Here is a 24,684-nt window from a genome sequence, read left to right on the forward strand (position 1 = left end):
GATGTGAGGGATCAGGGCCTGCCGGCGGTCAGGCGGGACACTACGCCGGCAACAGCGCCGGCTGGGCGTAGGAATGGGCAGGGGCTTGGACGGCGCCCTGTCCCTGCGGGGGCAGGCGGAATGTGCTGACCGCCGCCTGCAACCGCTGCGCCTGCGTCTCCAGCGACGAGGCCGCCGCCGCGGCTTCTTCGACCAACGCGGCGTTCTGCTGCGTCACCTGGTCCATCTGCGTGACGGCGGTATTGACCTGGTCGATGCCCGTCACCTGCTCGTTGGATGCGGTAGCGATGTCGTTCACCAGCATCGTCAGCTGTTCGATGGTCTCCAGGATTTCCGTCATCGTCAGGCCCGCCGCCTCGACCTGCGCCGAGCCGGCCTGCACGGTCGCGCCCGAGGCGTCCAGCAGTTGCTTGATCTCCTTGGCAGCGCCGGCGCTGCGCTGCGCCAGCGACCGGACCTCGGCAGCCACCACGGCAAAGCCCTTGCCTTCCTCGCCGGCGCGCGCCGCTTCCACCGCCGCGTTCAGGGCCAGGATGTTGGTCTGGAACGCAATGCCGTCGATCACGCCGACGATGTCCTCGATGCGGCTCGAATCCTGCGCGATCTTGCGCATCGTGCTGACCGCGGCCTGCACGGCGTCGCCGCCGCGCTGCACCACGTCTGAGGCGGTGGCGGCCATCTCGTTGGCCATGCGGGCATTTTCGGCATTGCTGGTCACGGTGGACAGCAACTGCTCCATGCTGGCCGCGGTTTCCTCCAGCGACGCCGCCTGCTGCTCGGTGCGGCTGGACAGGTCCTGGTTGCCGGCCGCGATTTCGCTGGAGCCCGTGTTGATCTCGACCACGCCATCGCGCACGGCATGCACGGTGCGCACCAGGCTGGCCTGCATGTCCTGAAGGAAAGGAATGATCTGGCCCACGCAGTTCTTGCCGAACGACGGAATCGGCGTGGTCAGGTCGCCGCCTGCGATGCGCTGGAAATGACCCTTGAGCGAATCCAGCGGACGCTTCACGAAATGCACGACATAGCGGTCGCCCAGGATCAGCAGCAGCAGACAGATGCCAAGGACCACGCCCATGCCGGTGTAGGCCTGACGGCGGTTGGCGTCGGCGTCCGCCCACAACTGGACTTCGCGGGCCTTGGCGTAGGCCTCGTAATCCTCCATGCCCTTGCCGAAACTGCGGCTGGCGGTGACGACCGGTCCGGCCGCCTGCGCGCGCGCCTTGTCCACGGCCCCGGCATCCAGATGCTGGCGTTGCACGTCAATGCCGTTGACCAGGGCGTCAAAGCCCGAGCGCATCGCGTCCAGCAGCGCCGTGGGCGCGTCCCGGCGGGCCAGTTCAATGAACTGCGCCTGATGCTTTTTCGCTTCGGTCAGCGCCGTGTCGATGCTGCGGCCTTCCGCGGCCGCCAGGTCCTTCTGGCCGCCGGCAACGTACTCCAGCTGGCGCGACAGCCGCAGCCGGGCGCGCATGATCTGGTCGTTGACGCGGGAAAGCGCGGATACCTCATTCAGAAGATCGTTGCTGGCTGCAAGCGCTTCGCCGGCGCTGCGCAGCCCATGGACGCTGATGGCCGACAGGCCGGCGATGAAAAGGCTGATCATGAGCAAGGTGCCCAGGATCATGCGGCGGATGGTGATGTCTTTCAGAAACTGTGTCATGCGCGTCGTCCCAAAGGTGCAGCAAGCCTGCTTAAGGACAACGACGTGGCCTGGGCCTTATTTAGCCGGATGTTGCACATCTTACGAATATGTCGGCGCGATGGGCGAATATAACGACACGAACGGCAACAGTGTTGCGGTTGGAAGCAGGCGCGGCCCAGGCCGGCCTGCGTGGCTTCGTCAGCGCGAAGCGGGCGTCTGCGCGGGTTCGCTTGCGTCGAACCGCAGCCGGGCAAAGCTGGCGATGCAGGCGAGCCCGGCGCACAGGGCGCCCAGCCACAGCGCCGCGATGGCGCCGTGCGTGGTGGACACGTTGAAACACGCGGCCACCATCGCCGCGCCGGATGCCTGGCCCAGCAGGCGCACGGTTCCGATCATGCCGCTGGCGCCGCCGGCGCGCGACGCGGGTGCGGAGGTCATGATGGCCCGCAGGTTGGGCGACTGGAAAAAGCCAAAGCCCGCGCCGCAGATTGCCATGCGCCACGAGATGTCCAGCACGGACGGGTTGGCCGGCATCAGCGCCAGCAACGCCATGCCCAGCGCCAGCATCGCCAGTCCCACGCCACCCAGCATGCCGGCCGGGTAGCTATCCGAAAGCCGGCCCGCGATGGGCGCCATGAAAGCCACCACGACCGGCCACGGCGTGATCAGAAAGCCGGTCTGGACCTGGCTGTAGCCCAGCACCGTCTGGAACAGGAACGGCAACGACACGAAGGCCAGCGCCTGCGCGGCAAATGCGCACACGGCCGTGGCGGCGGACAGGGCAAAAAGGGGACGGCGCAGCAGGTCCACGGCCAGGATGGGCGCGGGATGGCCGGCCTGACGCCGCATCAGCAGCCACAGGCTGGCCGCCGCCACGGCGCCTTCCAACGCCACGCGCGGCCACGGCGCGCCGTGGGCAAGTTCGTTCGTCGCCAGGACAAGCAGGCCCAGCGTCAGGGCGCACAGCACCGCGGCCATGCCATCGAACCCGTGATCGGATCGCGTGGTGTCCGGCAGCCCGCGCAGGGCCAGCGCACCGGCCAGGATGCCGATGGGGAAATTGACCAGGAACAGCCAGTGCCACGAGCCGAGCAACAGGATGGCCGACGCCACGGTCGGTCCGCCCGCAAACGACAGGCCGACGACCATGGCGTTCAGGCCCAGCCCGCGGCCCAGCATGTGCGAGGGGTAGATAAAGCGCAGCAGCGCGCCGTTCACGCTCATCACCCCGGCCGCGCCCAGGCCTTGCAGGATGCGGGTGGCCACCAGCACGGGCAGCGATGGCGCTAGGCCGCTTGCCAAAGAGGCCAGCGTGAAGACCGCGAGGCCGACGATGTAGACGCGCCGGTGCCCCAGGATCTCGCCCAGCGCGGCCGCCGGCAGCAGGCCCGCCACCATCGCAAGCTGGTAGCCGCTGATGACCCAGATGGAACCCGCCTCGCTGGCCTGCAGGTCTCGCGCGATGGTGGGCAAGGCGGTATTGGCGATGGCCGTGTCCAGACTGGCCATGCAGACCGCCAGCATGACGGCCACGAGGGCGCCCAGGCGTTCGGCGGCGGGCAGGCCGACGCCGGCCGGATAGACGGTGCTGCGGGAGAACGAGAGCATGGATGGGCTGCGCTGCGAGGGCGTCCGGGCGGAGCGCCTGGAGTCGTAGGGACAGATTCTAATGCGCTGTTTGAATTCGACGGATCTTCAGCCGGCGCGACGATCACGGCTGGGCCGCAGCGTACGACGTCGGGAATGCCACGCGCGGCGGATTAATCATCCAGAGCATGACGATTATCCAATCGGATAATCGGCGGGCAATTGTCACTTGATGAAACGCCACGGGAAATTCAAATACAACAATATGTACGCCTATTTTCGCCGTGCGTTCAAAGGTAGAGTCAAATATTGCGCTGCGATATTAACGATCGATTCGTTAATAATCGTAAGAAATGCCCCCTGAATACGAAACCATTTAGTTCCGCGTTCCAATATTTGGACGTACGATTATCCGCAGCAGGATTGATGGTGCAACCGTATACCGTGGAGGCATTTTTCATGAAACGCTCGACCTTGCGCGCAGCGACATTGTGTCTGTGTATAGGTGGCGCGGCGCCCGGCATGGCGCTCGCTCAGACCGCCACCGCCAATTTCAACGTCACGCTCACCATTACCGCAAACTGCGTCATTTCCGCGACCGATCTGAATTTCGGCAGCCAGGGCGTGCTAAATACTGCGGTTACCGGCAACACCAATCTCTCCGTTACGTGCAGCAATACCACGCCGTATACCGTCGGCCTTAATGCCGGCACGGGGACGGGGTCCACGGAAGCGCAGCGGTTTCTGAGCGGCACCGGCGCCAATACCGCCACCGTGGCTTATCAGCTCTACAAGCCGGGCAGCACGACGGTGGTGTGGGGCGATGCCGATGTAGCGGCCCGCGTGGGCGGCACCGGGACCGGCGCGGCGACGCCCATCCAGGTCAACGGGGTCGTGCCCGCGCAGACCACGCCGGCGCCCGGCACCTACTCTTCCACAGTCACCGCGACGGTCTACTTCTAAGGGAGCCGCCCGATGCGGAAGTTCTTTCGGGCGGTTCTTGCCGCCTGTCTGGCGGCCTGTCTGACTGGCTGGGGCGGTGCGGCGGGGGCGGCTGCCCTGCAGATTTCCCCGGTGCTTGTCGAGCTTGCGCCCACGCAGGGCGCGGGCGGCATCATGTTGCGCAATCCCGGCGCCACGCCGATCTACGGGCAGGTGCGTATCTACGGCTGGGAGCAGGCCGATGGCGACGACGTGCTGTCGCCCACGTCCGACATTCAGGCCAGTCCGCCGATCATCCAGGTGCCGCCGGGCGGCGAGCAACTGGTGCGGCTGGTGCGGGTGTCCAAGGATGCGCCGGCGCGGCAGCAGGGTTTTCGCCTCATCATTGACGAGATTCCCGACCCGTCCTCGGCCGCGGTGAATGGCGTGGTGCTGCGGCTGCGCTATTCGGTGCCGGTGTTCGTGGCGGGCACGACGCCGTCGCCCGAACCGGAGCTGGCGTGGCGGGTGGAACGTGCGGGCGGCGAATGGGTGGTGCGGCTGTCCAACAGCGGTAGCCGCTATGCCCAGGTGGCCGAGCTGCAGATCCTGAACCGGGCGGGCAAACCCGTGGCGCAGCTGGAGGGACTGCTGGGCTACGCGCTGGCCAATCGCGCGCGCCAATGGAACCTCCCGGCCAGGCAGGGCGCCGACGGACCCGTCAAGATCCGGGCGCTCGTCAACGGCGACATGGTCACCTTCAACCCGCACTGAAAGCGTGACCGCGTTCCGGCCCGCCGCACGGCCTGCCGGCAACCACGGAAGGGCAGTCTATGGCATTGCGCGCTACCCGTCACCGCGGGCAACGCGCCTTGGGTTTCGCGCTCTTGCTGCTGGGTGCGCCGGCCCTGGCGGCGGATACGCCCGATCAACTGGTTTCGTTCGGCAGCATGGCCGAGCGCGACGTGTACCTGGAGGTCAGCATCAACGGCGTCAATACATCCCAGCTGCTGCGTTTTCACGACGCGCACGGGCGGCTGTCCGTCAGCGGCGCCGCGCTGCGCTCGCTTGGCGTGGACCTGTCCGCGATCGGCATGCCGGACACGCGCCAGGTCAGCCTGGATGCCGTGGCGGGGTTGCGCTACGTGTACAACCCGGCGGCGCAGTCGGTGGACCTGGTGCTGCCCGATACCCTGCGCGTGCCTTACGAGGTGAATACGCGCGGCCTGCCGGCGACCCCGCTGGCGACGGCCGGGCGCGGACTGGTGGTGAACTACGACGCCTATTCGCAGACCGACTACGACTACCGGCTCTCGCTGTACACCGAGCAACGCTACTTCGATGCGAACGGCGTCTTCAGCAATTCGGGCACGGCCTACCTGGGCGGGCGCGGCGACGAGTATGTGCGCTACGACACGTTCTGGACGCGCTCGGACCAGGAAACGCTGCGTACGCTGCGCCTGGGCGACACGATCACCTCGTCGCTGAACTGGTCGCGGTCGGTGCGGGTGGCCGGCGTTCAATGGGGCCGCAATTTCGCGCTGCGCCCGGACCTGGTCACCTTTCCGGTGTCGTCGCTGAGCGCCTCGTCGGTCGTGCCGTCATCGGTGTCGTTGTTCGTCAATGGCGTGCAGCAGTACTCGGGCAACGTGCCGCCCGGGCCGTTCGTGGTCAACCAGATACCGGGCATCACCGGCGCGGGCCAGGCCACGCTGATCACGCGCGACGCGCTGGGCCGCACCGTCAGCACCTCGGTGCCGTTGTATATCGATCCGCGCATGCTGGCCGCGGGGCTGTCCAGCTGGTCGGTCGAGGCGGGCTTCGTGCGCCGCCAGTTCAGCGTGCGCTCGTTCGATTACGACAGCAAGCCCGTGCTGACCGCGTCGGGCCGTTACGGCTACAGCAACGACCTGACGCTGGAGGCGCACACCGAGGTCGGCCCGGGGTTGTACAACGCGGGCGCCGGCGCGATGGCGAAGCTGGGACAACTGGGCGTCGTGAGCGGCTCGCTGTCGGGCAGCGCGGGCGACTTCAGCGGCGGTCAGGTGAGTCTGGGCTATCAGTATGTGCGGCCGGAATTCAGCGTAGACACGCAGGCCACGCGCCTCGTCGGCAATTACGGCGACCTGGGATCGCGAGAGGACGCGCCGGTGCCTCGCCAGACCGAACGCGTGACGGTGTCGATGCCGCTGGGCCGATCGCAAAGCGTGGCGCTCAGCTATATCGGCTACCGCATGCCGGACGTGCCGATGGCCAAGCTGGGCTCGGCCTCGTACACCGCCAACCTGAATAGCCGCGTGGTCCTGACGCTGAGCGCGTACAAGGATTTTTCCCAATCGAATTCGGAAGGCGTGTTCCTGGGCCTGTCGCTGATGCTGGGCGAGCGCACGCAGGCAGGCGTGTCGGTCGGACGGCAGGGCGGCCAGGACACCTACAGCGTCAACGCCCAAAGCAGCGTGCCCTATGAAGGCGGCTGGGGCTGGGCGGTGCAGAACGGCCGTAGCGGCGGCATGCAGCTCAACCAGGGCCAGATCCAGTACTTGGGCCAGTACGGGCTGGTGAGCGGGCTGGTGCAGGACTACGGCGGCAGGACGCAGGCGTCCGCGCAGGCCTCGGGTTCGCTGGTGCTGATGGACGGCGCCGTGATCCCATCGCGCCGCATCAACGACAGCTTCGCGCTGGTCTCCACCGACGGCACGCCGGACGTCGCGGTGCTGCACGAAAACCGCAAGCTGGGCCGCACCAATGGCAGCGGGCACCTGCTGGTGCCGGACCTGAACGCGTACCAGACCAATCGCATTTCCATCGACCCCGAGGACCTGCCCGTCGATGTGCGGCTGGATTCGACGCGCGCCGTCGTCGTGCCGCAATCCGGCGCGGGCGTGCTGACCACCTTCAAGGTCGAGAAGTACGAGGCGGCTTCGGTGATCCTGACGCTGCCGGACGGGGCGTTCGTGCCGGTGGGGGCGGAGGTCGCCCACGTCGAGAGCGGCAAGCGTTCGGTGGTGGGCTACGACGGCCTGACCTTCGTGGAGGACGTGGCGGCCACGAACCGGGTGCGCGTGCGGGGCGGCGGCGTATCGTGCGAAGCCGAGTTCGATTACACGCATGCCGACGACGACCCGCTGCCCACGCTGGGACCCGTCGTGTGCACGCCCTTGGCGCGAGGCCAGCCATGAAGATCTCCCTGCTGCTTGCGGCCGCCGGGCTGTGCATGGGATACGCGGGCGCCGCGCAGGCAAACACCTGCGCGCTGTCGGCGGGCACGACGGCGACCCTGGACTTCGGCATCGTCAACCCGCTCCTGCCGACCGACACGGTGGCGGACGGACAGATCGCCGTGACCTGCAATTTTTCATTGCTCGCGATTGGCGCGCGGTTGTGCTTCAGCCTGGGCGTGGGCAACACCAGCCCGTCCGTGGCGGCACGCGCCCTGGGCGCGGGCACGAACCGGATGAACTACAACCTGTACACCGATGCGGCGCGCACGCAGGTGTGGGGCGCGGCGACAGCCGGGCAGCCGACATCGCAGACGATTACCGGTCCGGTGCTGGGCGGCGGCAGCGTGTCCACCACGTTCCGGTTTTACGGCAAGCTGCCGGGCGGGCAGTCCGCGGTGCCGACAGTCGGAAACGCCAATACGCAGTACAGCGAGACGTACACCACGACTGGCCGCCTGGATGTGCTCTTCGGCCTGCTTTCCGGCCTGTCGAACTGTCCGCTGGCGGCGCCCACTCAGCGCATCACGATTCCGCTGGTGGTCCGGTCGACCGTGCAGAAGAACTGCACGATCAACGCGACGGACATGGCGTTCCCCGCGCGGGGTGTCCTGAATGCGGCGGTCACGGCCAACAGCCAGATCACCGTCCGGTGCACCAACGCCAACGCGTTCTCCGTGGCCTTGAACGGCGGCTCCGTCGGCGGCAACGTGCTGGCCCGCAAGATGAAGCACACGAGCGCTGCCGACACCGTCAACTACCAGCTTTACCAGGACGCGGCCTACGCAACGGTGTGGGGCGATGCCTCGGGCGGCGCGCCGCGGGCGGGCGTCGGCACGGGCGCCAACCAGACCTTCACGGTGTACGGCCGCGTGCCCGCGCAGGCAACGCCGCGCCCGGGCACCTACCGTGACGTCATCACCGCCACGGTCACGTTCTGACCGGGTCTCGTTAGACCGGGTCGCGTCAGGATTCCACCGGCGCCGGGCGCGGCTTGACCGGCCAGAACAGCGCCGCGGGCCGCCGCAGGATGCGGCGTCGCACGCCGGCCGTGAGGGAGGTGCGATCGTCGCGGCGCATGTCGCGCGAGGCCATCGCCACGTTGAAGGCCAGCGCAAAGCTGACGATGACGTTCAGGGCGCCGGTCGCCACCGTGCCGGCCACGGCCATCCAGAACACCTGCGTGTGCACCACATCCCAGCCCAGCGTGGCGAGCGCGGCGGCGATCTGGCCGGCGCTGAGCGACACGTGGCGCACCTCCAGTGTCGATCCCAGCGCACTGACGAAGACTGGCAGCAGGCCCAGCATCAGCCCCAGCGAGACGTTGGCGGCGATCAGGGACACGTTGCGCTGCCAGAAGCCGGCCCAGCGCACCGCGCCCCGCGCGCCAAGCAACTGCCGGGTGCGACGGCCATACGCCATCACGTCGTGCACGCGGTGCAGCGCAAACCAGTTGTCGGCCCAGCCGGCGATCAGGCTGGACAGCCAGATCAGCGCGCCGGTCACCGCGGCGTAAAGCGGCGTCGGTCCCCAGAACGACAGTGACTGCAGCGTGTCTTGCGCCTTGTCGGCGTCGATGAGCGGCTGTTCCAGCATCCGCATGGCCAGCCATTGGATTGCCCAGGCCAGCGGAAACACCACGGCCAGGTTGCCCGCAATCGCGGCCGCGTTCGAACGCACCATCGCCAGCGTGTCGTCGACGAAGGCGTCGCGGCCGTCAGGCGTGTAGGCCGCGTCCAGCCGGCGGGCCAGCGCCGGTCCCGTCATGGCCGGCTGTTTGGTCGCCAGCGTGAAATGCGCGAACTGGATCACCAGAAAGCTGCCCGCGTAGTTCAACGCGTTCAACAGGCCTTCCAGCCACTTCTCCAGATGCGCCGACGTGATGATGAACTTGACGTAGACGGTGAACGCGACGACAAAGCCGCCGCCCATGGAGGCCTTGAGCATATCCATGTATTCCAGCGTGTCGCGGGCGATGTAGTGTTCGCCGGTTTCCGCGCTGCGGTCCATCACTCGGCGCGCCAGCTGGGCGAGCGATGAGGCCGCCAGATGACGGATGCTGCTGCGCGCCAGCGTGCAACGGATCAGTTCGGCCATCAGGTGCACGTAGCGATGGCGCTGCGTGGGATCGATCCAGACGCTCAGCAGCAGCTCGATGCGCGCCAGGCGCAGCTTCATGCACTCGATCTGGTAGACCACGTCCACCGCCACGCCGTTGCGCTTGAGTTCTTCGTAGACCGCATCTCCGGCCGCGCGGCATTCGTCCAGCAACGCGCGCAGCACATTAAGGCGCCGGCCCACGGCCTCGCGCGGCGTGTCCGGCGTGCTGGCAAAGAGATCGGCGGCCGCATCGGACAGCGCGAAGAACGGGGTGTCTTCCACGCGGCCCGGCAGGCGCGAGCGGATGTCCTGGCTGAGACCGGCCGCGCGGACCTGGCTGATGAGCACCTGCATGCTGCTGGTCAGTGCATGCGCCAGGCGCCGGGCAAGCGCGTCGGGCGTGGGGGCGGCGGACGCGTCCGAGTCGTGCGCAGCGACGCCTTCGTCCCGGTGCATCAGCGCGCGCACGCGGGCCAGTGTCGCGTCGTCCAGCGACTCGATCCATTGCGCGTCGCCGGCGCGGCGAAACAACAGGGTGAACAACCCGTCCATGTCGCCGCGGTTGGCGGGCGGGGGCAGCATCCAATCGACGATGCGGCGCCACAATTCGCCCCAGAAGCCGGGCTGCGATGCGACGCCGGTGTCGCACAGCAGTGTGGTGGGATCGTTGTCCACCAGCACGGAACGCAACGTGGCTGCCGTGCGCGCGGCCACGGCGGGATTGTTTTCCAGCACCTGCAACAGGTAGCGCAGCCGCGCGTGGCGCGGATCCCCCCCATCCTGCCGCGACGGTGCGCCGCCCGGCCGGTTCAGCCAGCGGCCCAGGTCGATGAGCCACAGATTGCGTTCGGCCAGCGGCGACTGCGGATCGGCATTGGCCAGGATGACGTCGAGCTGCGCCCCGCCCCGGGAAGCCCGCCAATTGCGCCACAAAGAAGTCAGCATGATCGAGCCTCGCGCGTCATCGTGAATGGGGGTCGCGGCGCAACGAGAATCCTTGCGCCGCATTCATGGCCAGGTAGCTGACGTTGCGCGACACCGTCGGGGGCTTGTCGCCCGCGTGCAAGGCGCGCACCTCGTCCAGCACCATCTTGTCGGCCAGTGTCATGCGGTCGATCATCCGCAGGTACTGCATCCAGCTTTCCACCAGGAAGACCTCGCGCCAGACGCCCTCACGCTCCAGGTCGCGAAACAGCTGCCATTGCTGCGCGCCATTGCGCAGCCGCAACAGGCGCAGCGGCTGGGCGGCATGCAGCAGCGGCGCCAGCTTGTCCGCGTTGATCAGGTATTCCACCGCGACGAGCACCGCGCCGCGCTGCGTGTTGAAGCCGGCGGCGGCCATGGCCGGTTCCGCGTCGTCGGCGCGGGTCAGCGACCGGGCATCCACCTGTTCGGGCAGGCGCGACCGGTACAGCAAGGCCACGGTGACGCCGAGCACGATGCCGGCGGTGGACAGCGCGCCCGACACGCCCATCGTGCCCGCGAAGTGGCCCCACATGAACGATCCCGCCGCCAGACCGCCAAATATCGCGGTCTGGTACAGCGCCAGCGCGCGCGCCTTGACCCAGTCGGGCACCAGGAGTTGCACGGTCGTGTTGTAGGTGGCCAGCACGCCGATCCAGCAGCCGCCCGACAGCAGCAGCGCGGGAAACGCGACCCACAAGGTGTCGGTCAGGCCCAGCGCCAGCAGGCAGGCGGCAAGCAGGGCCGCGGCCACGCTGATCAGGCCGCTGGATCCCCAGGCGGCGCGGGCCCGGCGCACCACCACGCTGCCCAGGATGGCGCCCACGCCCAGCGCGCCGAGCATGTAGCCATACAGCAGCGCGCTGCCGCTTTCATGTTCGTGCGCCAAGAGGGGCAGCAGCGCCCAGAGCGCGCTGGCCGACAGGCCAAAGGCGAACGAGCGCAGCATCACCACGCGCGTCACCGTCGAATGCTGCGTGTAGCGCACCGCCGCCACCACGCCTTCGAACAGCCCCTCGGGCGGCAGGCGCCGCACGGGCAGGTCGCGCTTCCAGCGCCAGATCGCCCAGATCAGGCTGCCGTAGCAAAAGCAGTTCAAGAGAAAGACCCAGGATGCGCCCATTGCGCCCAGCAGCAGGCCGCCGATGGCGGGGCCCACCGCCCGCGCCACGTTGAAGTTCACGCTGTTCAGCAGCACGGCGCTGCCGACGTGCTCGCGCGGCACCTGTTCGCCCACGGCCGCCTGCCAGGCCGGCGTGACGATGGCGCTGCCGATGGCAATGCAGAACACCGACGCGATCAGCGTGATCGGGTGCAGCAGCCCCGCAAAGGCCAGGATGGTGATGAAGACGCCGCCCGCCAGCTCCAGCAGCATGCCGGCAAGCATGACCTTGCGGCGGTCGTGGTTGTCGGCCAGCACCCCCGTCAGGATCGACAGCGCGACCAGCGGGAAGGCGGCCGCCACCTGGATCATGGCGACCATCAGCGGGCTGCTCTGCTCCGTCGTGATCACCCATGCGGCCGCGACGGATTGCGCCCAGGTGCCCAGGTTGGCAAACAGATTGGCGATCCAGATGACGCGAAAGGCCGGAAAGGCGAAAGGGGAAAGCGTGCTGACCTGCAGGACAGGCGCGGGCGCGGCCGGAGGGGCCGCTGGCAGGTCGGTCGACGCCGAAACGGGCTGCAGCATGGGAGCGTGGCCGGACGCGAGGATCGCGCCCGTTCTGGGCTGGGTCAGGGTCGCTCAATGGTACGCCCAAGCCATGCGTCGGGGGAGGCGGCAGGCCCGTTTCCGGTAACCTCCCGGCTGCCCCTGTTTCACTATTTACGTTTGCTGATTCAATGACCCTGACTTTCAACGGGCGCGCGTTCGCCGCCCTGCTTGCCGTGACCGCCGTGCTGGCGCTGATCGCCACCTTGGGCGCGCCTTATCCCTTCCTGCGGGGGTTCGTGGGCGACGTGGTGGCGGTGGGCTGGGCCTACCTGCTGTACCGCAGCTTTATCCGCGCGGGCGTGCTGCCGCTGGCCCTGGCGGCGCTGTTCACCGGGTATGCGGTGGAGTTCGCGCAATACCTGGGCCGCCAATTCGGATGGCGCATCGAGCAGCCGGTGCTGCGCGTCGTGTTCGGCAGCGTGCCGGATTGGTGGGACGTGCTGGCCTATACCGTGGGCTTTGTCGTGGTGCTGGCGCTTGCCGGCGGCCTTGCGCGACGGCAGCGGCGCGCCGCGCTGCAAAATGCCCGGATGCAGGCCAGCCTGCGCGCAAGACGCTGAACGGGGCGGGGCCGGCTGGATGCCGGCCCCACGGGCACGACCTGATTCTTAACCGGCTTGGCAGACCGTGTCGTCGCGTTGCGCGCGCACGGCGGGCGCGGCTGCGCGCAGCGGTTGCAGGCGGGCTGTGCGGAACGGCGCCAGCAACTCCGACCAGGAAGAAGGAAATAGCGGCGTCGCGTGGCGCACGGCATCGCGGCGGGCGTAATGGGTGAGCAGCTGCTGGCCGATCGGGGCGTCTCCCAGAGGGTGCGGGGTGTTCATGGTATTTCCGTATTGCGTTGAAATTGTATTCATTGTACGTGGTTCGTGCCTTGGGGTCCAGCCGGCCTGGGACGGCACAAGTGCTTGATATGTCTGAAACTGTCCCTGATTAACGGGTTGACTTCGGGATTGCCCTAGCAGCCCAAAAGAGTAGACGATATACAATGTTCATCATGCCCGGGCTTCGACAGGCCTGGAATTTCTCCCACTGGACCTGGAGCGAGTCATGGCAGAACTGATGAACCGAGATGAATTCCGCACGGCGCTGGAAAACGCAATCAAGGGCAAGAGCGCAAACGCGTCGCCCTTTTCGATCGCCTGGGCCGAAGGCAAGCTGAGCCGCGAGCACCTTTCGCGCTGGGCCGAAAACCACTATCACTACGTCGGCCCGTTCGCCGATTACCTGGGCTACCTGTACGCCCGCACGCCGGATACCTACACCGAGGCCAAGGATTTCCTCTTGGCCAACATGTATGAAGAGGAAATCGGCGGCGACCGCCATACCGACCTGCTGATCCGCTTTGCCGAAGCCTGCGGCACCACGCGCGAACGGGTCACCAATCCGGACAACATGTCGCCCACGACCCGCGCGCTGCAGAGCTGGTGTTATGCCGTGGCCATGCGCGAGGATCCGATCGTGGCGGTGGCCGGCCTGGTGGTGGGACTGGAATCGCAGGTGCCGTCCATCTACCGCAAGCAGACGCCGACCCTGCGCGAGAAGTACGGCTTCACGGACGAGGAAGTCGAGTTCTTCGACCTGCACATCGTCTCCGACGAAATCCACGGCGAACGCGGCTACCAGATCGTGCTGGAGCACGCCAACACGGTGGACCTGCAACAGCGCTGCCTGAAGATCTGCGAGATCGGGGCGCAGATGCGGTTGCTCTACACCACGGCGCTCTATACCGATTACGTGCAGGACGAGATCAAGCTGCCCGAACTGGGCCTTGCCGCCTGATCTTGCACTTGCCCGCCCGGCACGCCCGGGCGGGTGCCGCACCGCAGAACCTGGACGAAGACCTCATGCCTACCGTTGTGTTTCATAAAGGCGGCCAGACCTACACCGATGTGGTGAAGGACAACACCAACCTGGTGGTGCGGGCCGGCATCAAGCAGTTTCCGTTTCCGCATCTGCGCTACGAATGCGGCATGGGCAAGTGCGCCAAGTGCGCCTGCCGCATCATCGCCGGGGCCGAGCATCTGCCGCCGGTGAACTGGAAGGAAAAGAAGCAGCTGGGCGAACGCGTCGAGCAAGGCTACCGGCTGGCGTGCCAGCTCTGGCTGAACAGCGACATCGAGTTGACCCAGGACGTGGAGGCATGATGGCGCAGGATTCGACCTATGTGATCCTGACCTCCAAGCCCGGCATCTTCCGCACCGAGGCGGGCGAGGGCGCGGACATCATCGAGACCTATGACTACGTGTTCTACGGACGCGCGCTGGCCGTGTTCAGCATCGCCCGCCTGGACCGCGAGATCAAGCTGGTCGTCACCGAGGAAACGCCGCCCTACGTGGTCAACCACGTGCCGTCCAAATTTCTGGAGAAGTTCTCGTCGGTGGACGCGGCCCGCAAGGAGCTCGCGCACCTGACGCGTTTTGGCAGCATGGCGTCGACGCTGACGCTGCGGTCCGGCGTGCGCGCCACGGAGCACTGACGACATGGTTCAGATCACGTTCATATCCAACGGCGGCAAGGTCGCCACCGCGCCGGAGAACAGCAACCTTCTGCGCGTGTCGCTCAAGGAAAAGGGCGGCATCCCGTTCAAGTGCGGGGGCGGCCTGTGCGGCACCTGCAAGTGCCGGATCGAGGAAGGGCTGGAAAACACCGACGCCATCAAGCCCAAGGAGCGCAAGCACCTGCGGCCCGAGGACTTCGAGGCCGGCTACCGCATGGCCTGCCAGACCTTCGTGAATGGCGACGTCAAGGTGTCGTGGGTGGTGCAGAACGGCAAGGGCATCGTGGTGGACGCGGCGTCCGGCCCGGTAGAAGCGTCCCCGGCATGAATGAGGCCGGCGCCTGAGTGCGCCGGCGCCCGGCAATCAGGCCACGGAGGCCTGCTGCGGCGGCTGCTGGGCCTCGGCGTAGGCCTTGGCGGCATTGTGCACATGCTGGCTGGCCAAGAGCGCTGCAAGATCGCCATTGCCGGCGATGACGGCGTTCAGGATCTGCGAATGGTCGTCCCAGTTCTGTTTGGCCCGGCGCATGTTGCTGGGCGCGAACAGCAGCGCGGTGCGGTCGCGCAGAGAACGCATCAGGTCGGTCAGCACCACATTGCCGCCGATCGTGGCCAGCATTTCATGAAACTGCGAGTTCAGCGCCAGGAACTTGTCCAGCTTCTCTTCGCGCGCGGCCTCGGTGCCCTCGCGCAGGAAGGCCTGCAGGCGCTCGACCGTTTTCTCGTCGCGGCGCTGCGCGGCCAGCTTGGCGTTCAAGCCTTCCAGTGTGGCGCGCACTTCCACCATGTCGTAGGCCACGGCGTCCGACAGCACCGACACGGACGCGCCGCGGCGCGGCTCGATCGTGACCAGGCCTTCGGCGGCGAGCGCGCGCAGCGCCTCGCGCACCGGGATGCGGGACACGCCCATTTCCTCGGACAGGCGGCCTTCGACCAGGCGGTCGCCGGGGGTGAATTCGCCGCTCAGGATGCGTTCGCGCAGCTTGTCGCGGATGACGGCAAACAACTGCGGATGCTGCTCGCCGATCTTCAGCGGGGAGGAGTGCTGCGTCTCTGCGGCTTGCGGACTGACGGGGGAGGTTGTCATGGCGAGCAGGTTTGGCGTAATGGATACAGTCTCCATTGTATTACCGGGTGTCGCTGGCCGTCGCCGGTGGCGTGCCGCATCAATGCACCCAGAATGTCTTGACCAGCACCCCCACCGCGCCCATGACGCAGGCCGCGAGCAGCACGCCACGGACGGCGCGCGGTGGCAGCAGGGTGCGCAGCCGGTTGGAGACCGCAAAACCGGCCAGCAGAAATGGCGCCAGGCTAAGGGCAAGGCCCGCGTGATAACCCGTGTAGCGCTTGGCCAGCGCCAGCATGGCCAGCGAAAAAATGGATCCCAGAAAAAGCACCATTCCCAGCGTGGCGCGCAGCCGGGGCGGGGCGGCATGCTGCAGCACGATAGCAATGGGCGGCGCGCCCACCGAAGTCATCGTGCCCATGATGCCGGAGGCGACGCCCGCGCCCGACACCCGTCCGGGCGTCGCGGAAAACCGCAAGCCCGCCACGCTCAGCCCCACGGCGGCCAGGATCATGCAGGCAAAGAGCACGCCCAGCGCCTGCGGGGCGAAGCGCGCCATGGCATAGATGGCGATCAAGGTGCCGACGGCCCGCCCCGCCAATGCATACGAGACGGCGGGCCAATCGATGGCGGCGCGCTCGCGCAGGGCGGTCAACAGCGAGATGAAGCCGCCCAGCGTCAAAAGCGGTCCGGGTGCGAGCTGCGGAAAGAACATCGCCGCAACGGGCGCGGCGAACATCGCAAATCCCACCCCGCCCACGCCCTGCGCCACGGCGGCGCCAAACACCACGGCAGCCATGGCGGCGTAATGCCACGCATCCGGGAACGACAGGGAAGACAGCATGCGTCGGACTTTGTAATTTATGTATACGATAGTCTATCTAGGAAATCGCGCGCTGCCAGACAAATCCAGAAAATTAAGGGTAATCCCTTGATTTTTCGTCCAAAAGGTGTCCGAAAACGGCACTATCGCTTTCCCTAGGCGGTGCATATTTCGATTGGTATGGCTTCGAACGAAATATAGTATACCGAGTGTGGCGACCCAACAGCCACGCATACAAGGGGAATAGCGCATGCAATCCGACGTCGTGCTCACTGCGGCTCATTGGATTTACCTGATCAGCGTGGCCGCCATCATCCTGACGATGATCCTGCGCGCCAATGTCGTGGTGCCATCGGTAATTGGCACGTTTCTGGTGGTGCTGGCGATCACGGGCAATCCGATCAGCGCGCTGATCGGCATCTTTTCGGCCAGCTTTGTCGCCGCCAAGGAGCTCTTCAACATCTTTCTGGTCATCACGTTCATGACGGCGCTGCTCAACGCGCTCAAGACGCTTCAGGCGGACGTGCGCATGGTGCAGCCGTTCCGGCGGGTCATGCGGGGCGGGCATTCGTCCTTCGTGATCATCGCCCTCTGTACCTACGTGATCTCGCTGTTCTTCTGGCCCACGCCCGCCGTGCCGCTGGTGTCCGCCATCCTGCTGCCCGCGGCCATCGCCGCCGGGTTGCCGCCGCTGGCCGGCGCCATGGCCATCGCCATCGCGGGCCAGGGCATGGCCCTGTCCTCCGATTACGTGATCGGCGTGGCGCCCAGCATCAGCGCCAAGGCGGCGGGGGCGGCCGTCAGCGCGGCGGTGGTGGCAGACCGCGCGCTCGTGCTGTCGCTGATCACCGGCGGGATCGCGCTGGTGGCGGCCTATCTGCTGGTTCGCCGCCAGATCGTGCCGGCCGATCCGGCCCTGTTGTCGGCCTGGCAGGCCCGCGCGCAGGACGGCAGCCTGGCGAAGATCGAACAGGCCGGCTCGTTCGACAAGGCGGAACTCGCGCGCGGCACGATGGGCGCCGATCCGGCCTTGCCCAGCGGCCCGGTGCTGAGCGAAGAAGAGCGCCGCCGCGTGCGCTGGTCCAAGGTGTTCGCCGTGGTGACGCCGCTGGCGTTCCTGGCCGTGATCGGGGTCATGGTGCTGCCGCGTCTCTTTCCGTCGCTGCCCGCCCTGCGCGGCGGCGATGCGGCGGCGCTGGTGGGCGGCGTGGCGTTCGTGGTCATGATGCTGGTGACCCTGGCGGCCGAGGGCCCGCGCAAGATGCTGGACGTCTGCCCCGAGCACGTGACCGACGGCTTCGTGTTCGCCTTCAAGGCAATGGGCTCGGTCCTGCCGATTGCCGGCTTCTTCTTCGTGGGCGCCCACGAGACGGCCGCCCAGATCCTGGGCGTGCCGCCGGCGCAGGCCCCCGGTCTGCTGTTCGAAGTCATTTCGGCGGCCCAGCACCTGATCCCCGAGAACCACTTCCTGGTCGCCTTCGGCGTGCTCCTGGTCGGCATGATCACCGGCATCGACGGCTCCGGCTTTGCCGGGCTGCCGCTCACCGGCACGCTGTCCGGCGCGCTGGGCCCGGTGGTGGGCGTGGACCCCGCCACGTTGGCGGCGGTGGGGCAGATGGGCGCGGTGTGGACGGGCGGGGGCACGCTGATTGCCTGGTCGTCGTTGATCGCCGTGGCGGGGTTTGCGCGGGTCAACGTGCTGTCGCTGGTTCGCGCGCTGTTGCTGCCGGTGCTGCTTGCGCTGTTCGTTTCGACCACCTGCGCGGTGCTGATCTGGCGTTGATATTCAACGCACGCATGGGAAAAGGCTCCCGCGAGGGAGCCTTTTTGCTGCCGGATCGGGTGGGGTTTCCACTGATCGTCGCGTAGTGATTAAAGTATACAATGTTCTGAACTTAGCCCGACCGCCTCACGCCCGGCCACGCCGGACCCAACTCAAGGAAGCGCTCCCGTGGACGATCTCTCGCAGCAAGCCTTTTTGAACTACATCGGCGGCCAGTGGACGCCCAGCGTCACGGGCAAGACCGCGCCCAACCGCAATCCGGCCGACACCGACGACGTCGTGGGCCACTTTCAGGTGTCCGGCGCCGACGACGCCAAGCAGGCCGTGCAGGCCGCCGAGGCCGCCTTCGCCGCGTGGCGCGACACGCCGATCTCCAAGCGCGCGGCCATCCTGTTCCGGGCGGCGCAGCATCTGGAAGACAACGCCGATTCCATTGCGCGCGAACTGACCCGCGAAGAGGGCAAGGGCGTGAACCTGGCCAAGGACGAGGTGCTGCGCTCGGCGCAGACGATCCGCTTCTACGCCGTCGAGGGCCAGTCCTTCACGGGCGAGACCTTCGTCAACGACGACCCGGACATGATCGTCTACAGCCAGCGCGAGCCGCTGGGCGTGGTGACCGTGATCTCGCCGTGGAATTTCCCCATCTCGATCCCGGCGCGCAAGATTGCGCCCGCGCTCATCATGGGCAACACGGTGGTGTTCAAACCGTCTTCCGACGCGCCGATGTCGGGCTACCGTCTGACCGAAGCGTTCGTGCGCGCCGGGCTGCCGGCCGGGGTGCTGAACTTCCTGACCGGCCCGGCGGGCGCGGTGGGCGAAGCCATCACGGGGGCGCCCCAGGTGCGCGCCATTTCCTTCACCGGCTCGACAGCCGCCGGCGAGCAGATTCACCGCACCGCGGGGCTGACCACCCGCACGCAGATGGAACTGGGCGGCAAGAATCCGTTGATCGTGCTGGCCGACGCCGACCTGGACCGGACGGTGGACCTGGCGGTCAAGGGCGGCTTCTCGCTGAGCGGCCAGGCCTGCACGGGCACCAGCCGTGTGCTGGTCGATCGCAAGGTCAGCCAGGCCTACACGGAAAAGCTGCTGGCCAAGATCCGCACGCTGACCATCGGCAACGGTCTGGAAGGCAACTTCGACCTGGGCCCGCTGGCCACCGCGCGGCAGCTGGACAACGTGCTGGGCTACATCGAACTGGGCAAGGAGGAGGCCACACACCTGCATGGCGGCGACCGCCTGACCGGTCCCGGCTTTGACCGCGGGTACTACGTGACGCCCGCGCTCTTTGCCGGCGTGACTCAGCAGATGCGCATCGCCCGCGAGGAAATCTTCGGGCCCGTGATCGCGCTGATCGAGGTCGACGGCTATGAAGACGCCATCGCCCAGGCCAACGACACGGAATATGGCCTGTCGGCCGCCATCGCAACCACCGACGCGCGCTACGCGCACCGCTTTGCGCGCGACATCCAGGCGGGCACCGTCAAGATCAACCGCACCACCACCGGCAACCTGATCAACGCGCCGTTCGGCGGCCTGAAGCATTCCAGCACGTCCACGTTCCGCGAATCGGGCCGCGTGGGCCTGGAGTTCTACACCCAGATCAAGACCGTCTACCGCGCCGGCTGACGGCCCATCCCCCAACCGAGGTTTTGCACATGAAACAGATCTATCGCCTGGAACTCGAAGAAGCGCGCGTCATGGTGCGCGCCGCCATCGCCAAGTCGCAGGAAATCGGCGTCCTGGAATCGATCTGCATCGTGGACGATGGCGGCTATCCGATCGCGCTGGAGCGCATGGACGGCGCGCGCATCACCGGTCCGCAGATCGCCTGGAACAAGGCCTTCACCGCCGCCGGCCACAAGCGTTCGACCCACCTGTTCAACACCCCGCCGAATGGTCCGGCGCTGCCCGGCAACGAAGCCTTCGGCATCCAGTGGAGCTTTGACGGCAAGTTTGCGGTGTTCGTCGGCGGTTTTCCCATCGTCGTGAACGGCGAGGTGATCGGCGGCGTGGGCCTGAGCGGCGGCAACGGCGAGCAGGACACCAAAGCCGGCCTGGCGGCACTGGCCGCGCTGGGCGAACTGCTGGAGCCGCGCGGCATGAAGGTGCTGGTCGAAGCGGACATCAAGAAATAGGCGAGGGCGCCATGGCATACCGCGTGCACATTCTGGAAACCGAGACCGCCTTCGAGGTCGAAGAAGGCGAAACCGTGCTGCAGGCCGCGGAGCGGTCATCGGTGAAGCTGCCGCACGAATGCACGTTCGGCGGCTGCGGCACCTGCCGCATCAAGCTGGAATCGGGCGCGGTGCGCTACGACGAATTCCCCATGGCGCTGACCCCCGAAGAGGCCGAACAAGGCTACGCACTGGCGTGCCAGGCGCTTCCGGCCGGCGACCTGCGCATCAGCGTCGCCAGCAGCCGGCAGGCATTTCCCGATCCCCGCCGCATCTGCGCCACGATCCACCGCATCCATCGCTTCTGCGACGACGTCTTCCACCTGACGCTGGCGCTGCCAGAGGCGCTGGATTACGTGCCCGGCCAGTACATGAACGTGGTGCTGCCCGACGGCGAGACGCGCAGTTTCTCCATGGCCTCGGCGCCTGCGGGCAATCTGGTCGACTTTCACGTGCGGCGCATTCCCGGCGGCCGCTACACGGACCAGTGGCTGGGGCAGGCGGCGGCGGGCGCGCCCGTGGAGATCGAGGCGCCGCTGGGCGTCTTCAGCTATCACGAGGAAGATTGGCGCCCGCTCATCATGATGGCCACGGGGACCGGCATTGCGCCGATCAAGGCAATCCTCGAATCGCTGCTGGACAACGAGGACTGCCCGCCCGTGACGCTGTATTGGGGCATGCGCACCGAAGCCGACCTGTACCTGCGCGACGAGATCGAAAGCTGGGCGTCCCGCCTGTACGAATTCAACTTCGTGCCCGTGCTGTCGCGCGCGGGGGCCGATTGGCAGGGGCGCCGCGGCTATGTGCAGGAGGCGGTCCTGGCCGACCACGCCGACCTGTCCGAGCATGCCTTCTACCTGTGCGGCGCGCCCGAAATGATCCGACAGGCCAAAAGCCTGCTGGCCGAACGGGGCGCCAGCCTGGATCATCTGTACGCCGACAGCTTCACCTTCCAGCACGCGTTGGCCGCCGTCTGAGCGCCGGGCTAGCGATACACCAGCACCGGCAGCCGCGTGCGCGCCAGCACGCGCTGTGTCTCGCTGCCCAGCAGAAAGCCCGTCATCCCGTGCCGCCCGTGCGAGCCCATCACAATCAGGTCGCACCCGGTCTTCTGCGCGGTCTCGACAATGGCCTCGTGCGGATGGTCGTTCACCATGACGATCGCTTCGCAAGGCACGAGCGCGTGCCGCGCCTCGGTCTCCAGTCCGTCCAGATACGCCTGCGCATTCCGGCGCGCCTGGTCGGTGTGGTGTCCTTCGGTTGTGCCCAGCATCTCGGCCTGATAGACCAGCAGATGGTCTTCCGGAATGGCGCGCAGCAGGGTGATGGTGGCGCCCATTTCCTTGGCGAAAACGAGCGCGCGCTTGAATGCCGACTCGGACAGCAGCGAACCGTCCACGGCGATGAGCAAGTGCCTGTACATGTTGCCTCTCCTTTAGGAAAAGGAATGTCCAGCAACGGCGAATCCAGTATAGGCCCCTGGGCGAACGCAAACCAGCGTGCAAAAGGACGAGCCGCTTGCGCCGGTGTCGGGCATCCGCTGATACGGCGCGGGAAGATGAACGGTGTCTGACACCCTCTGGGATCGCTCAGGCTGGCACCGGTGTCTGACACCCTCTGAGACGCCGCCGCAAGCTGACGGCCATCTCCCCAGGGTGTCAGACACCTTCTCGCCCCGCGGCCCACGCTTCCAAACGGCTGGCGTTAGGCATATATTGACCGGGCGATATCCGGCGGTTCCCTCCTGGCTTGTGGCGTCTTGCTGTGTGCGGAGAACGGAAATGCGGCGACTGCGAAAGTGGTTCATCGGCCTGATGTGCCTGGGGCTGTCCCTCTGTTTTCCCGCCTTGGCGCAAACCAAGCTCAGCAACGCGCAGCTCGATCAGCTCATGGCGCCCGTCGCGCTTTACCCGGATGCGCTGCTGTCGCAAATCCTAATGGGGTCCACGTACCCGGACGACATCGCGGCCGCCGCCAAATGGTCGGCCGCGCACACCGATCAGTCCGGCGACGACGCCGTGCGCGCCGTGGACGCCGAGACCTGGGATCCCAGCGTCAAGTCGCTGGTCGCCTTTCCCTCGGTCATGGACATGATGGGCCGCGAGCCCGGCTGGGTGAAGTCCGTGGGCGACGCTTTCCTGGCGCAACCCGAGGCCGTGATGGACGCCGTCCAGCGGCTGCGCACGCAGGCGCAAAAGGCAGGCAATCTGAAAAGCACGCCGCAGCAGACGGTCAAGACCACCACCGCCAACGAGAAGACTGTGGTGCTGATCGAACCGGCCGATCCGCAGGTGGTCTATGTGCCCAGTTACAACCCCACGGTGGTCTACGGCACGTGGGCTTATCCGTCATACCCCCCTTATTACTATCCGCCGCCGCCCGGCTCGGTGTTCGGGAGCGCGCTTGTGGCGGGCATTGGCTTCGGCGTGGGCGTGGCGGCGATCAATTCGTTGTGGGGCGAGGCCAACTGGGGGCACGGCGACGTCGATATCGACGTGGACCGCTACAACAACATCAACGTCAACAATCGCATCGACCGCAACAACGTGAACAGCAACCGGGCCACCTGGCAGCACAACGCCGCCAACCGGGGCAACGCGCCGTATGCAGACCCGGCCAGCCGGCAGCGGTTTGACAGCCAGCGGCAGGCGGGGCTGCAGAGCCGGGCCCAGTCGGGCGGCGCAGGGGCCCGGACGACGGGCACGGCGCCCGCCGCGGGGTCTCGCGACGCCGCGCGGCAGCGGGCGGCGCAGTCCTTCGAAGGCCGCACCGGACAGCCCATTGCGGGGCATGCCGGGGCGGATGGTTCGCGCGGCCAGGGCGCGGCGCGGGGCGACGGCGCGGCGGGCCGGGAGCAGGGATCGCAAGCGGGGCAAGGTGCGCGCGATCGCAGCTCCAGCGTGTCGACCCAGAACCGTCCGCAGGATCGCAGTTCCAACGTGTCGACCCAGAGCCGCCCGCAAGACCGAGGCGCCAGCGTATCGACGGGCAGCGTCTCCACGCAGGACCGCCAGGCGGCGGCACAGCGCCAGCGCGCCGACGAAGCGGCCGCGCGCGACCGGGCGCGGGCATCGAACAGCCAGAACGCCCTCTCCGGGGCGGGCGACGGCGACCGCATGCGGCAGCAGAACCAGCGCGGCGAGATGAGCCGCGGCGGCGGCGGACAACGCAGCACCGGCGCCAGCGCACCTCACCGCAGCGGTGGCGCAGGCGCCCCGCGTGGCGGCGGGGGCGGCCGTGGCGGTGGCGGCGGCCGGAGATAAGCATCATGGACAAGGGACTACCTATGACGATCGCCCGTTTGCGCGCGCTGTGTCTTGCCTTGGCCCTCGCGCTCGGCGCATCGGCGCCCGCCCTGTCGCAGGCCGTGTATCCCAGCGCCCAGGCCGCCGCGCAGGCGTTCACCGATTCGCTGGCCCTGAACGACGTCGATGCCCTGAGAAAAGTGCTGGGCCCGAACCACCGGCAGCTAGTGCCGGGCGGCGTCGACCAGGAGAACATCTATCGCTACCTGGCGGCATGGGCGCGTAAGCACGACATCGTTGCCGACGGCGGCCGGGCGTGGGTGACGGTGGGCGAGTCGGGCTGGACGCTGCCGGTGCCGCTGGTGCGCGCCGGCCAGGGATGGCGCTTCGACCCGGTGGCGGGCAAGGCGGAAATCCAGCGCCGCGCCATCGACCGCAACGAGCTGACCGCCATCGAAACCCTGCAGGAACTGCAGGCCGCGCAGACGCGCTACGCCCAAGGAGTGGGGCAGGGCCGGTATGCCATGCGGCTGGTCAGCCGCGCCGGCGAGCGCGACGGTCTTTACTGGCCGGACGTGCCGGGCGCGCCCCAGCAGGCGTTCGGACCGGACGCGCTGGCGATGGGCCCCGACGTGCCCGTGGACGACGCCTATTTCGGCTATCGCTACAAGGTGCTGCCGGGCGGGCCGGACAACGCGTATCGCATCGTCGCGTGGCCCGCGCGGTACGGGCAGACCGGGATCGGCACGTTCGTCGTCGGCCCGGAAGGCGGCGTCCTGGAAAGCGATCTGGGGCCGTCGTCGGCGGCGCGCGCGGCGGCCTTGCGGGAGGCCGATATCCGCACCGGAAACTGGGTCGACGCGAGCGGCCAGGCCACGCCCGTCAAATAGGTTTTTCGGGGCCATATGACGCCCATTTCACGGGCCTGTTGCGGGGTCGCAA

Annotated in this window: 23 protein-coding genes; 15 read left to right on the top strand and 8 right to left on the bottom strand. The window is 67.4% G+C overall.

The features are described 5' to 3' along the window. Positions 1–40: 40 nt before the first annotated feature. Together LN047_RS01625 and LN047_RS01630 are read right to left on the bottom strand one after the other, a co-directional pair. Positions 41–1,663, bottom strand: a complete 1,623-nt coding sequence (locus LN047_RS01625) for a methyl-accepting chemotaxis protein (protein ID WP_373981017.1) — start codon at positions 1,661–1,663, stop codon at positions 41–43. Positions 1,664–1,843: 180 nt separating this feature from the next. Next, positions 1,844–3,253, bottom strand: a complete 1,410-nt coding sequence (locus LN047_RS01630) for an MFS transporter (RefSeq protein ID WP_373981018.1) — start codon at positions 3,251–3,253, stop codon at positions 1,844–1,846. 438 nt (positions 3,254–3,691) lie between these two features. Here LN047_RS01630 and LN047_RS01635 point away from each other — a divergent pair, with 438 nt between their 5' ends. From LN047_RS01635 to LN047_RS01650, 4 genes are read left to right on the top strand one after another with little or no spacing between them, the layout of a single operon-like run. Continuing rightward, positions 3,692–4,195, top strand: coding sequence for a spore coat U domain-containing protein (locus LN047_RS01635; RefSeq protein ID WP_108696286.1), 504 nt, complete (start codon positions 3,692–3,694; stop codon positions 4,193–4,195). 12 nt (positions 4,196–4,207) lie between these two features. Continuing rightward, positions 4,208–4,927, top strand: a complete 720-nt coding sequence (locus tag LN047_RS01640) for a molecular chaperone (RefSeq protein ID WP_223574009.1) — start codon at positions 4,208–4,210, stop codon at positions 4,925–4,927. 59 nt (positions 4,928–4,986) lie between these two features. After that, a complete protein-coding gene (locus LN047_RS01645) occupies positions 4,987–7,332 on the top strand; it encodes a fimbria/pilus outer membrane usher protein (protein WP_373981019.1) in 2,346 nt (781 codons plus the stop codon). Further along, positions 7,329–8,312, top strand: coding sequence for a spore coat protein U domain-containing protein (locus LN047_RS01650; RefSeq protein WP_373981020.1), 984 nt, complete (start codon positions 7,329–7,331; stop codon positions 8,310–8,312). The genes LN047_RS01645 and LN047_RS01650 overlap by 4 nt, the downstream gene beginning before the upstream one ends. Before the next feature lie 25 nt (positions 8,313–8,337). On the opposite strand, the gene LN047_RS01655 is transcribed toward LN047_RS01650, so the two are convergent. Both LN047_RS01655 and LN047_RS01660 read right to left on the bottom strand, forming a co-directional pair. Then, positions 8,338–10,416 (bottom strand): site-specific recombinase, encoded by a 2,079-nt coding sequence (locus LN047_RS01655; protein WP_373981021.1) that lies wholly within the window; start codon positions 10,414–10,416, stop codon positions 8,338–8,340. Positions 10,417–10,432: 16 nt separating this feature from the next. Beyond that, positions 10,433–12,124, bottom strand: coding sequence for an MFS transporter (locus LN047_RS01660; protein ID WP_373981022.1), 1,692 nt, complete (start codon positions 12,122–12,124; stop codon positions 10,433–10,435). Positions 12,125–12,276: 152 nt separating this feature from the next. Here LN047_RS01660 and LN047_RS01665 point away from each other — a divergent pair, with 152 nt between their 5' ends. Further along, entirely contained in the window at positions 12,277–12,708 is a 432-nt protein-coding gene (locus LN047_RS01665) for a DUF2809 domain-containing protein (RefSeq protein ID WP_373981023.1), read from the top strand. Between the two features lie 48 nt (positions 12,709–12,756). Here LN047_RS01665 and LN047_RS01670 read toward each other — a convergent pair whose 3' ends face one another. Further along, entirely contained in the window at positions 12,757–12,972 is a 216-nt protein-coding gene (locus LN047_RS01670; protein WP_056319356.1) for a hypothetical protein, read from the bottom strand. Positions 12,973–13,198: 226 nt separating this feature from the next. Here LN047_RS01670 and LN047_RS01675 point away from each other — a divergent pair, with 226 nt between their 5' ends. From LN047_RS01675 to LN047_RS01690, 4 genes are all read left to right on the top strand, one after another. Further along, on the top strand, positions 13,199–13,930 hold the full coding sequence (locus LN047_RS01675; RefSeq protein ID WP_056319353.1) for a TenA family transcriptional regulator: 732 nt from the start codon (positions 13,199–13,201) through the stop codon (positions 13,928–13,930). 65 nt (positions 13,931–13,995) lie between these two features. Then, positions 13,996–14,295, top strand: coding sequence for a 2Fe-2S iron-sulfur cluster-binding protein (locus LN047_RS01680; protein ID WP_056319481.1), 300 nt, complete (start codon positions 13,996–13,998; stop codon positions 14,293–14,295). Continuing rightward, positions 14,292–14,627 carry a hypothetical protein gene (locus LN047_RS01685; RefSeq protein WP_063953027.1) on the top strand — a complete coding sequence of 112 codons (336 nt, stop codon included), beginning with the start codon at positions 14,292–14,294 and terminating at the stop codon, positions 14,625–14,627. Before LN047_RS01680 ends, LN047_RS01685 begins: the two co-directional genes overlap by 4 nt. A gap of 4 nt (positions 14,628–14,631) precedes the next feature. Beyond that, the gene (locus tag LN047_RS01690) at positions 14,632–14,976 is read left to right on the top strand and encodes a 2Fe-2S iron-sulfur cluster-binding protein (protein ID WP_056319348.1); all 345 of its coding nucleotides are present in this window, start codon (positions 14,632–14,634) and stop codon (positions 14,974–14,976) included. A 36-nt stretch (positions 14,977–15,012) separates the two neighbouring features. Here the strand turns inward: LN047_RS01690 and LN047_RS01695 are convergent, their stop codons facing one another. Next, positions 15,013–15,735, bottom strand: coding sequence for a GntR family transcriptional regulator (locus LN047_RS01695; protein WP_056319346.1), 723 nt, complete (start codon positions 15,733–15,735; stop codon positions 15,013–15,015). 79 nt (positions 15,736–15,814) lie between these two features. Next, the gene (locus tag LN047_RS01700) at positions 15,815–16,558 is read right to left on the bottom strand and encodes a sulfite exporter TauE/SafE family protein (protein WP_056319344.1); all 744 of its coding nucleotides are present in this window, start codon (positions 16,556–16,558) and stop codon (positions 15,815–15,817) included. Between the two features lie 229 nt (positions 16,559–16,787). On the opposite strand from LN047_RS01700, the gene LN047_RS01705 reads away from it, so the two are divergent. The 4 genes from LN047_RS01705 (at position 16,788) to LN047_RS01720 (ending at position 21,474) form a co-directional block, all read left to right on the top strand. Then, on the top strand, positions 16,788–18,320 hold the full coding sequence (locus LN047_RS01705) for a hypothetical protein (RefSeq protein ID WP_056319341.1): 1,533 nt from the start codon (positions 16,788–16,790) through the stop codon (positions 18,318–18,320). Between the two features lie 168 nt (positions 18,321–18,488). Then, the gene (locus LN047_RS01710; protein ID WP_373981024.1) at positions 18,489–19,949 is read left to right on the top strand and encodes an aldehyde dehydrogenase family protein; all 1,461 of its coding nucleotides are present in this window, start codon (positions 18,489–18,491) and stop codon (positions 19,947–19,949) included. Between the two features lie 29 nt (positions 19,950–19,978). Then, positions 19,979–20,458, top strand: a complete 480-nt coding sequence (locus tag LN047_RS01715) for a heme-binding protein (RefSeq protein ID WP_056319338.1) — start codon at positions 19,979–19,981, stop codon at positions 20,456–20,458. An 11-nt stretch (positions 20,459–20,469) separates the two neighbouring features. Then, entirely contained in the window at positions 20,470–21,474 is a 1,005-nt protein-coding gene (locus LN047_RS01720) for a 2Fe-2S iron-sulfur cluster-binding protein (protein ID WP_373981025.1), read from the top strand. 8 nt (positions 21,475–21,482) lie between these two features. On the opposite strand, the gene LN047_RS01725 is transcribed toward LN047_RS01720, so the two are convergent. Continuing rightward, entirely contained in the window at positions 21,483–21,920 is a 438-nt protein-coding gene (locus LN047_RS01725) for a universal stress protein (protein ID WP_056319334.1), read from the bottom strand. A gap of 358 nt (positions 21,921–22,278) precedes the next feature. On the opposite strand from LN047_RS01725, the gene LN047_RS01730 reads away from it, so the two are divergent. Further along, positions 22,279–23,760: a DUF3300 domain-containing protein gene (locus LN047_RS01730; RefSeq protein WP_373981026.1), complete on the top strand. Its 1,482-nt coding sequence runs from the start codon at positions 22,279–22,281 to the stop codon at positions 23,758–23,760. Between the two features lie 23 nt (positions 23,761–23,783). Then, on the top strand, positions 23,784–24,632 hold the full coding sequence (locus tag LN047_RS01735; protein ID WP_373981027.1) for a DUF2950 family protein: 849 nt from the start codon (positions 23,784–23,786) through the stop codon (positions 24,630–24,632). The last annotated feature ends 52 nt before the right edge of the window (positions 24,633–24,684 follow it).

Origin of the sequence: Achromobacter sp. JD417 (assembly GCF_041879325.1) — a bacterium.
GTDB lineage: Bacteria > Pseudomonadota > Gammaproteobacteria > Burkholderiales > Burkholderiaceae_B > Achromobacter > Achromobacter mucicolens.

Coding starts and splice junctions, on each gene's coding strand:
- LN047_RS01625 (WP_373981017.1), bottom strand. CDS start 1,663: ATGACACAGTTTCTGAAAGACATCACCATCCGCCGCATGATCCTGGGC.
- LN047_RS01630 (WP_373981018.1), bottom strand. CDS start 3,253: ATGCTCTCGTTCTCCCGCAGCACCGTCTATCCGGCCGGCGTCGGCCTG.
- LN047_RS01635 (WP_108696286.1), top strand. CDS start 3,692: ATGAAACGCTCGACCTTGCGCGCAGCGACATTGTGTCTGTGTATAGGT.
- LN047_RS01640 (WP_223574009.1), top strand. CDS start 4,208: ATGCGGAAGTTCTTTCGGGCGGTTCTTGCCGCCTGTCTGGCGGCCTGT.
- LN047_RS01645 (WP_373981019.1), top strand. CDS start 4,987: ATGGCATTGCGCGCTACCCGTCACCGCGGGCAACGCGCCTTGGGTTTC.
- LN047_RS01650 (WP_373981020.1), top strand. CDS start 7,329: ATGAAGATCTCCCTGCTGCTTGCGGCCGCCGGGCTGTGCATGGGATAC.
- LN047_RS01655 (WP_373981021.1), bottom strand. CDS start 10,416: ATGCTGACTTCTTTGTGGCGCAATTGGCGGGCTTCCCGGGGCGGGGCG.
- LN047_RS01660 (WP_373981022.1), bottom strand. CDS start 12,124: ATGCTGCAGCCCGTTTCGGCGTCGACCGACCTGCCAGCGGCCCCTCCG.
- LN047_RS01665 (WP_373981023.1), top strand. CDS start 12,277: ATGACCCTGACTTTCAACGGGCGCGCGTTCGCCGCCCTGCTTGCCGTG.
- LN047_RS01670 (WP_056319356.1), bottom strand. CDS start 12,972: ATGAACACCCCGCACCCTCTGGGAGACGCCCCGATCGGCCAGCAGCTG.
- LN047_RS01675 (WP_056319353.1), top strand. CDS start 13,199: ATGGCAGAACTGATGAACCGAGATGAATTCCGCACGGCGCTGGAAAAC.
- LN047_RS01680 (WP_056319481.1), top strand. CDS start 13,996: ATGCCTACCGTTGTGTTTCATAAAGGCGGCCAGACCTACACCGATGTG.
- LN047_RS01685 (WP_063953027.1), top strand. CDS start 14,292: ATGATGGCGCAGGATTCGACCTATGTGATCCTGACCTCCAAGCCCGGC.
- LN047_RS01690 (WP_056319348.1), top strand. CDS start 14,632: ATGGTTCAGATCACGTTCATATCCAACGGCGGCAAGGTCGCCACCGCG.
- LN047_RS01695 (WP_056319346.1), bottom strand. CDS start 15,735: ATGACAACCTCCCCCGTCAGTCCGCAAGCCGCAGAGACGCAGCACTCC.
- LN047_RS01700 (WP_056319344.1), bottom strand. CDS start 16,558: ATGCTGTCTTCCCTGTCGTTCCCGGATGCGTGGCATTACGCCGCCATG.
- LN047_RS01705 (WP_056319341.1), top strand. CDS start 16,788: ATGCAATCCGACGTCGTGCTCACTGCGGCTCATTGGATTTACCTGATC.
- LN047_RS01715 (WP_056319338.1), top strand. CDS start 19,979: ATGAAACAGATCTATCGCCTGGAACTCGAAGAAGCGCGCGTCATGGTG.
- LN047_RS01720 (WP_373981025.1), top strand. CDS start 20,470: ATGGCATACCGCGTGCACATTCTGGAAACCGAGACCGCCTTCGAGGTC.
- LN047_RS01725 (WP_056319334.1), bottom strand. CDS start 21,920: ATGTACAGGCACTTGCTCATCGCCGTGGACGGTTCGCTGCTGTCCGAG.
- LN047_RS01730 (WP_373981026.1), top strand. CDS start 22,279: ATGCGGCGACTGCGAAAGTGGTTCATCGGCCTGATGTGCCTGGGGCTG.
- LN047_RS01735 (WP_373981027.1), top strand. CDS start 23,784: ATGACGATCGCCCGTTTGCGCGCGCTGTGTCTTGCCTTGGCCCTCGCG.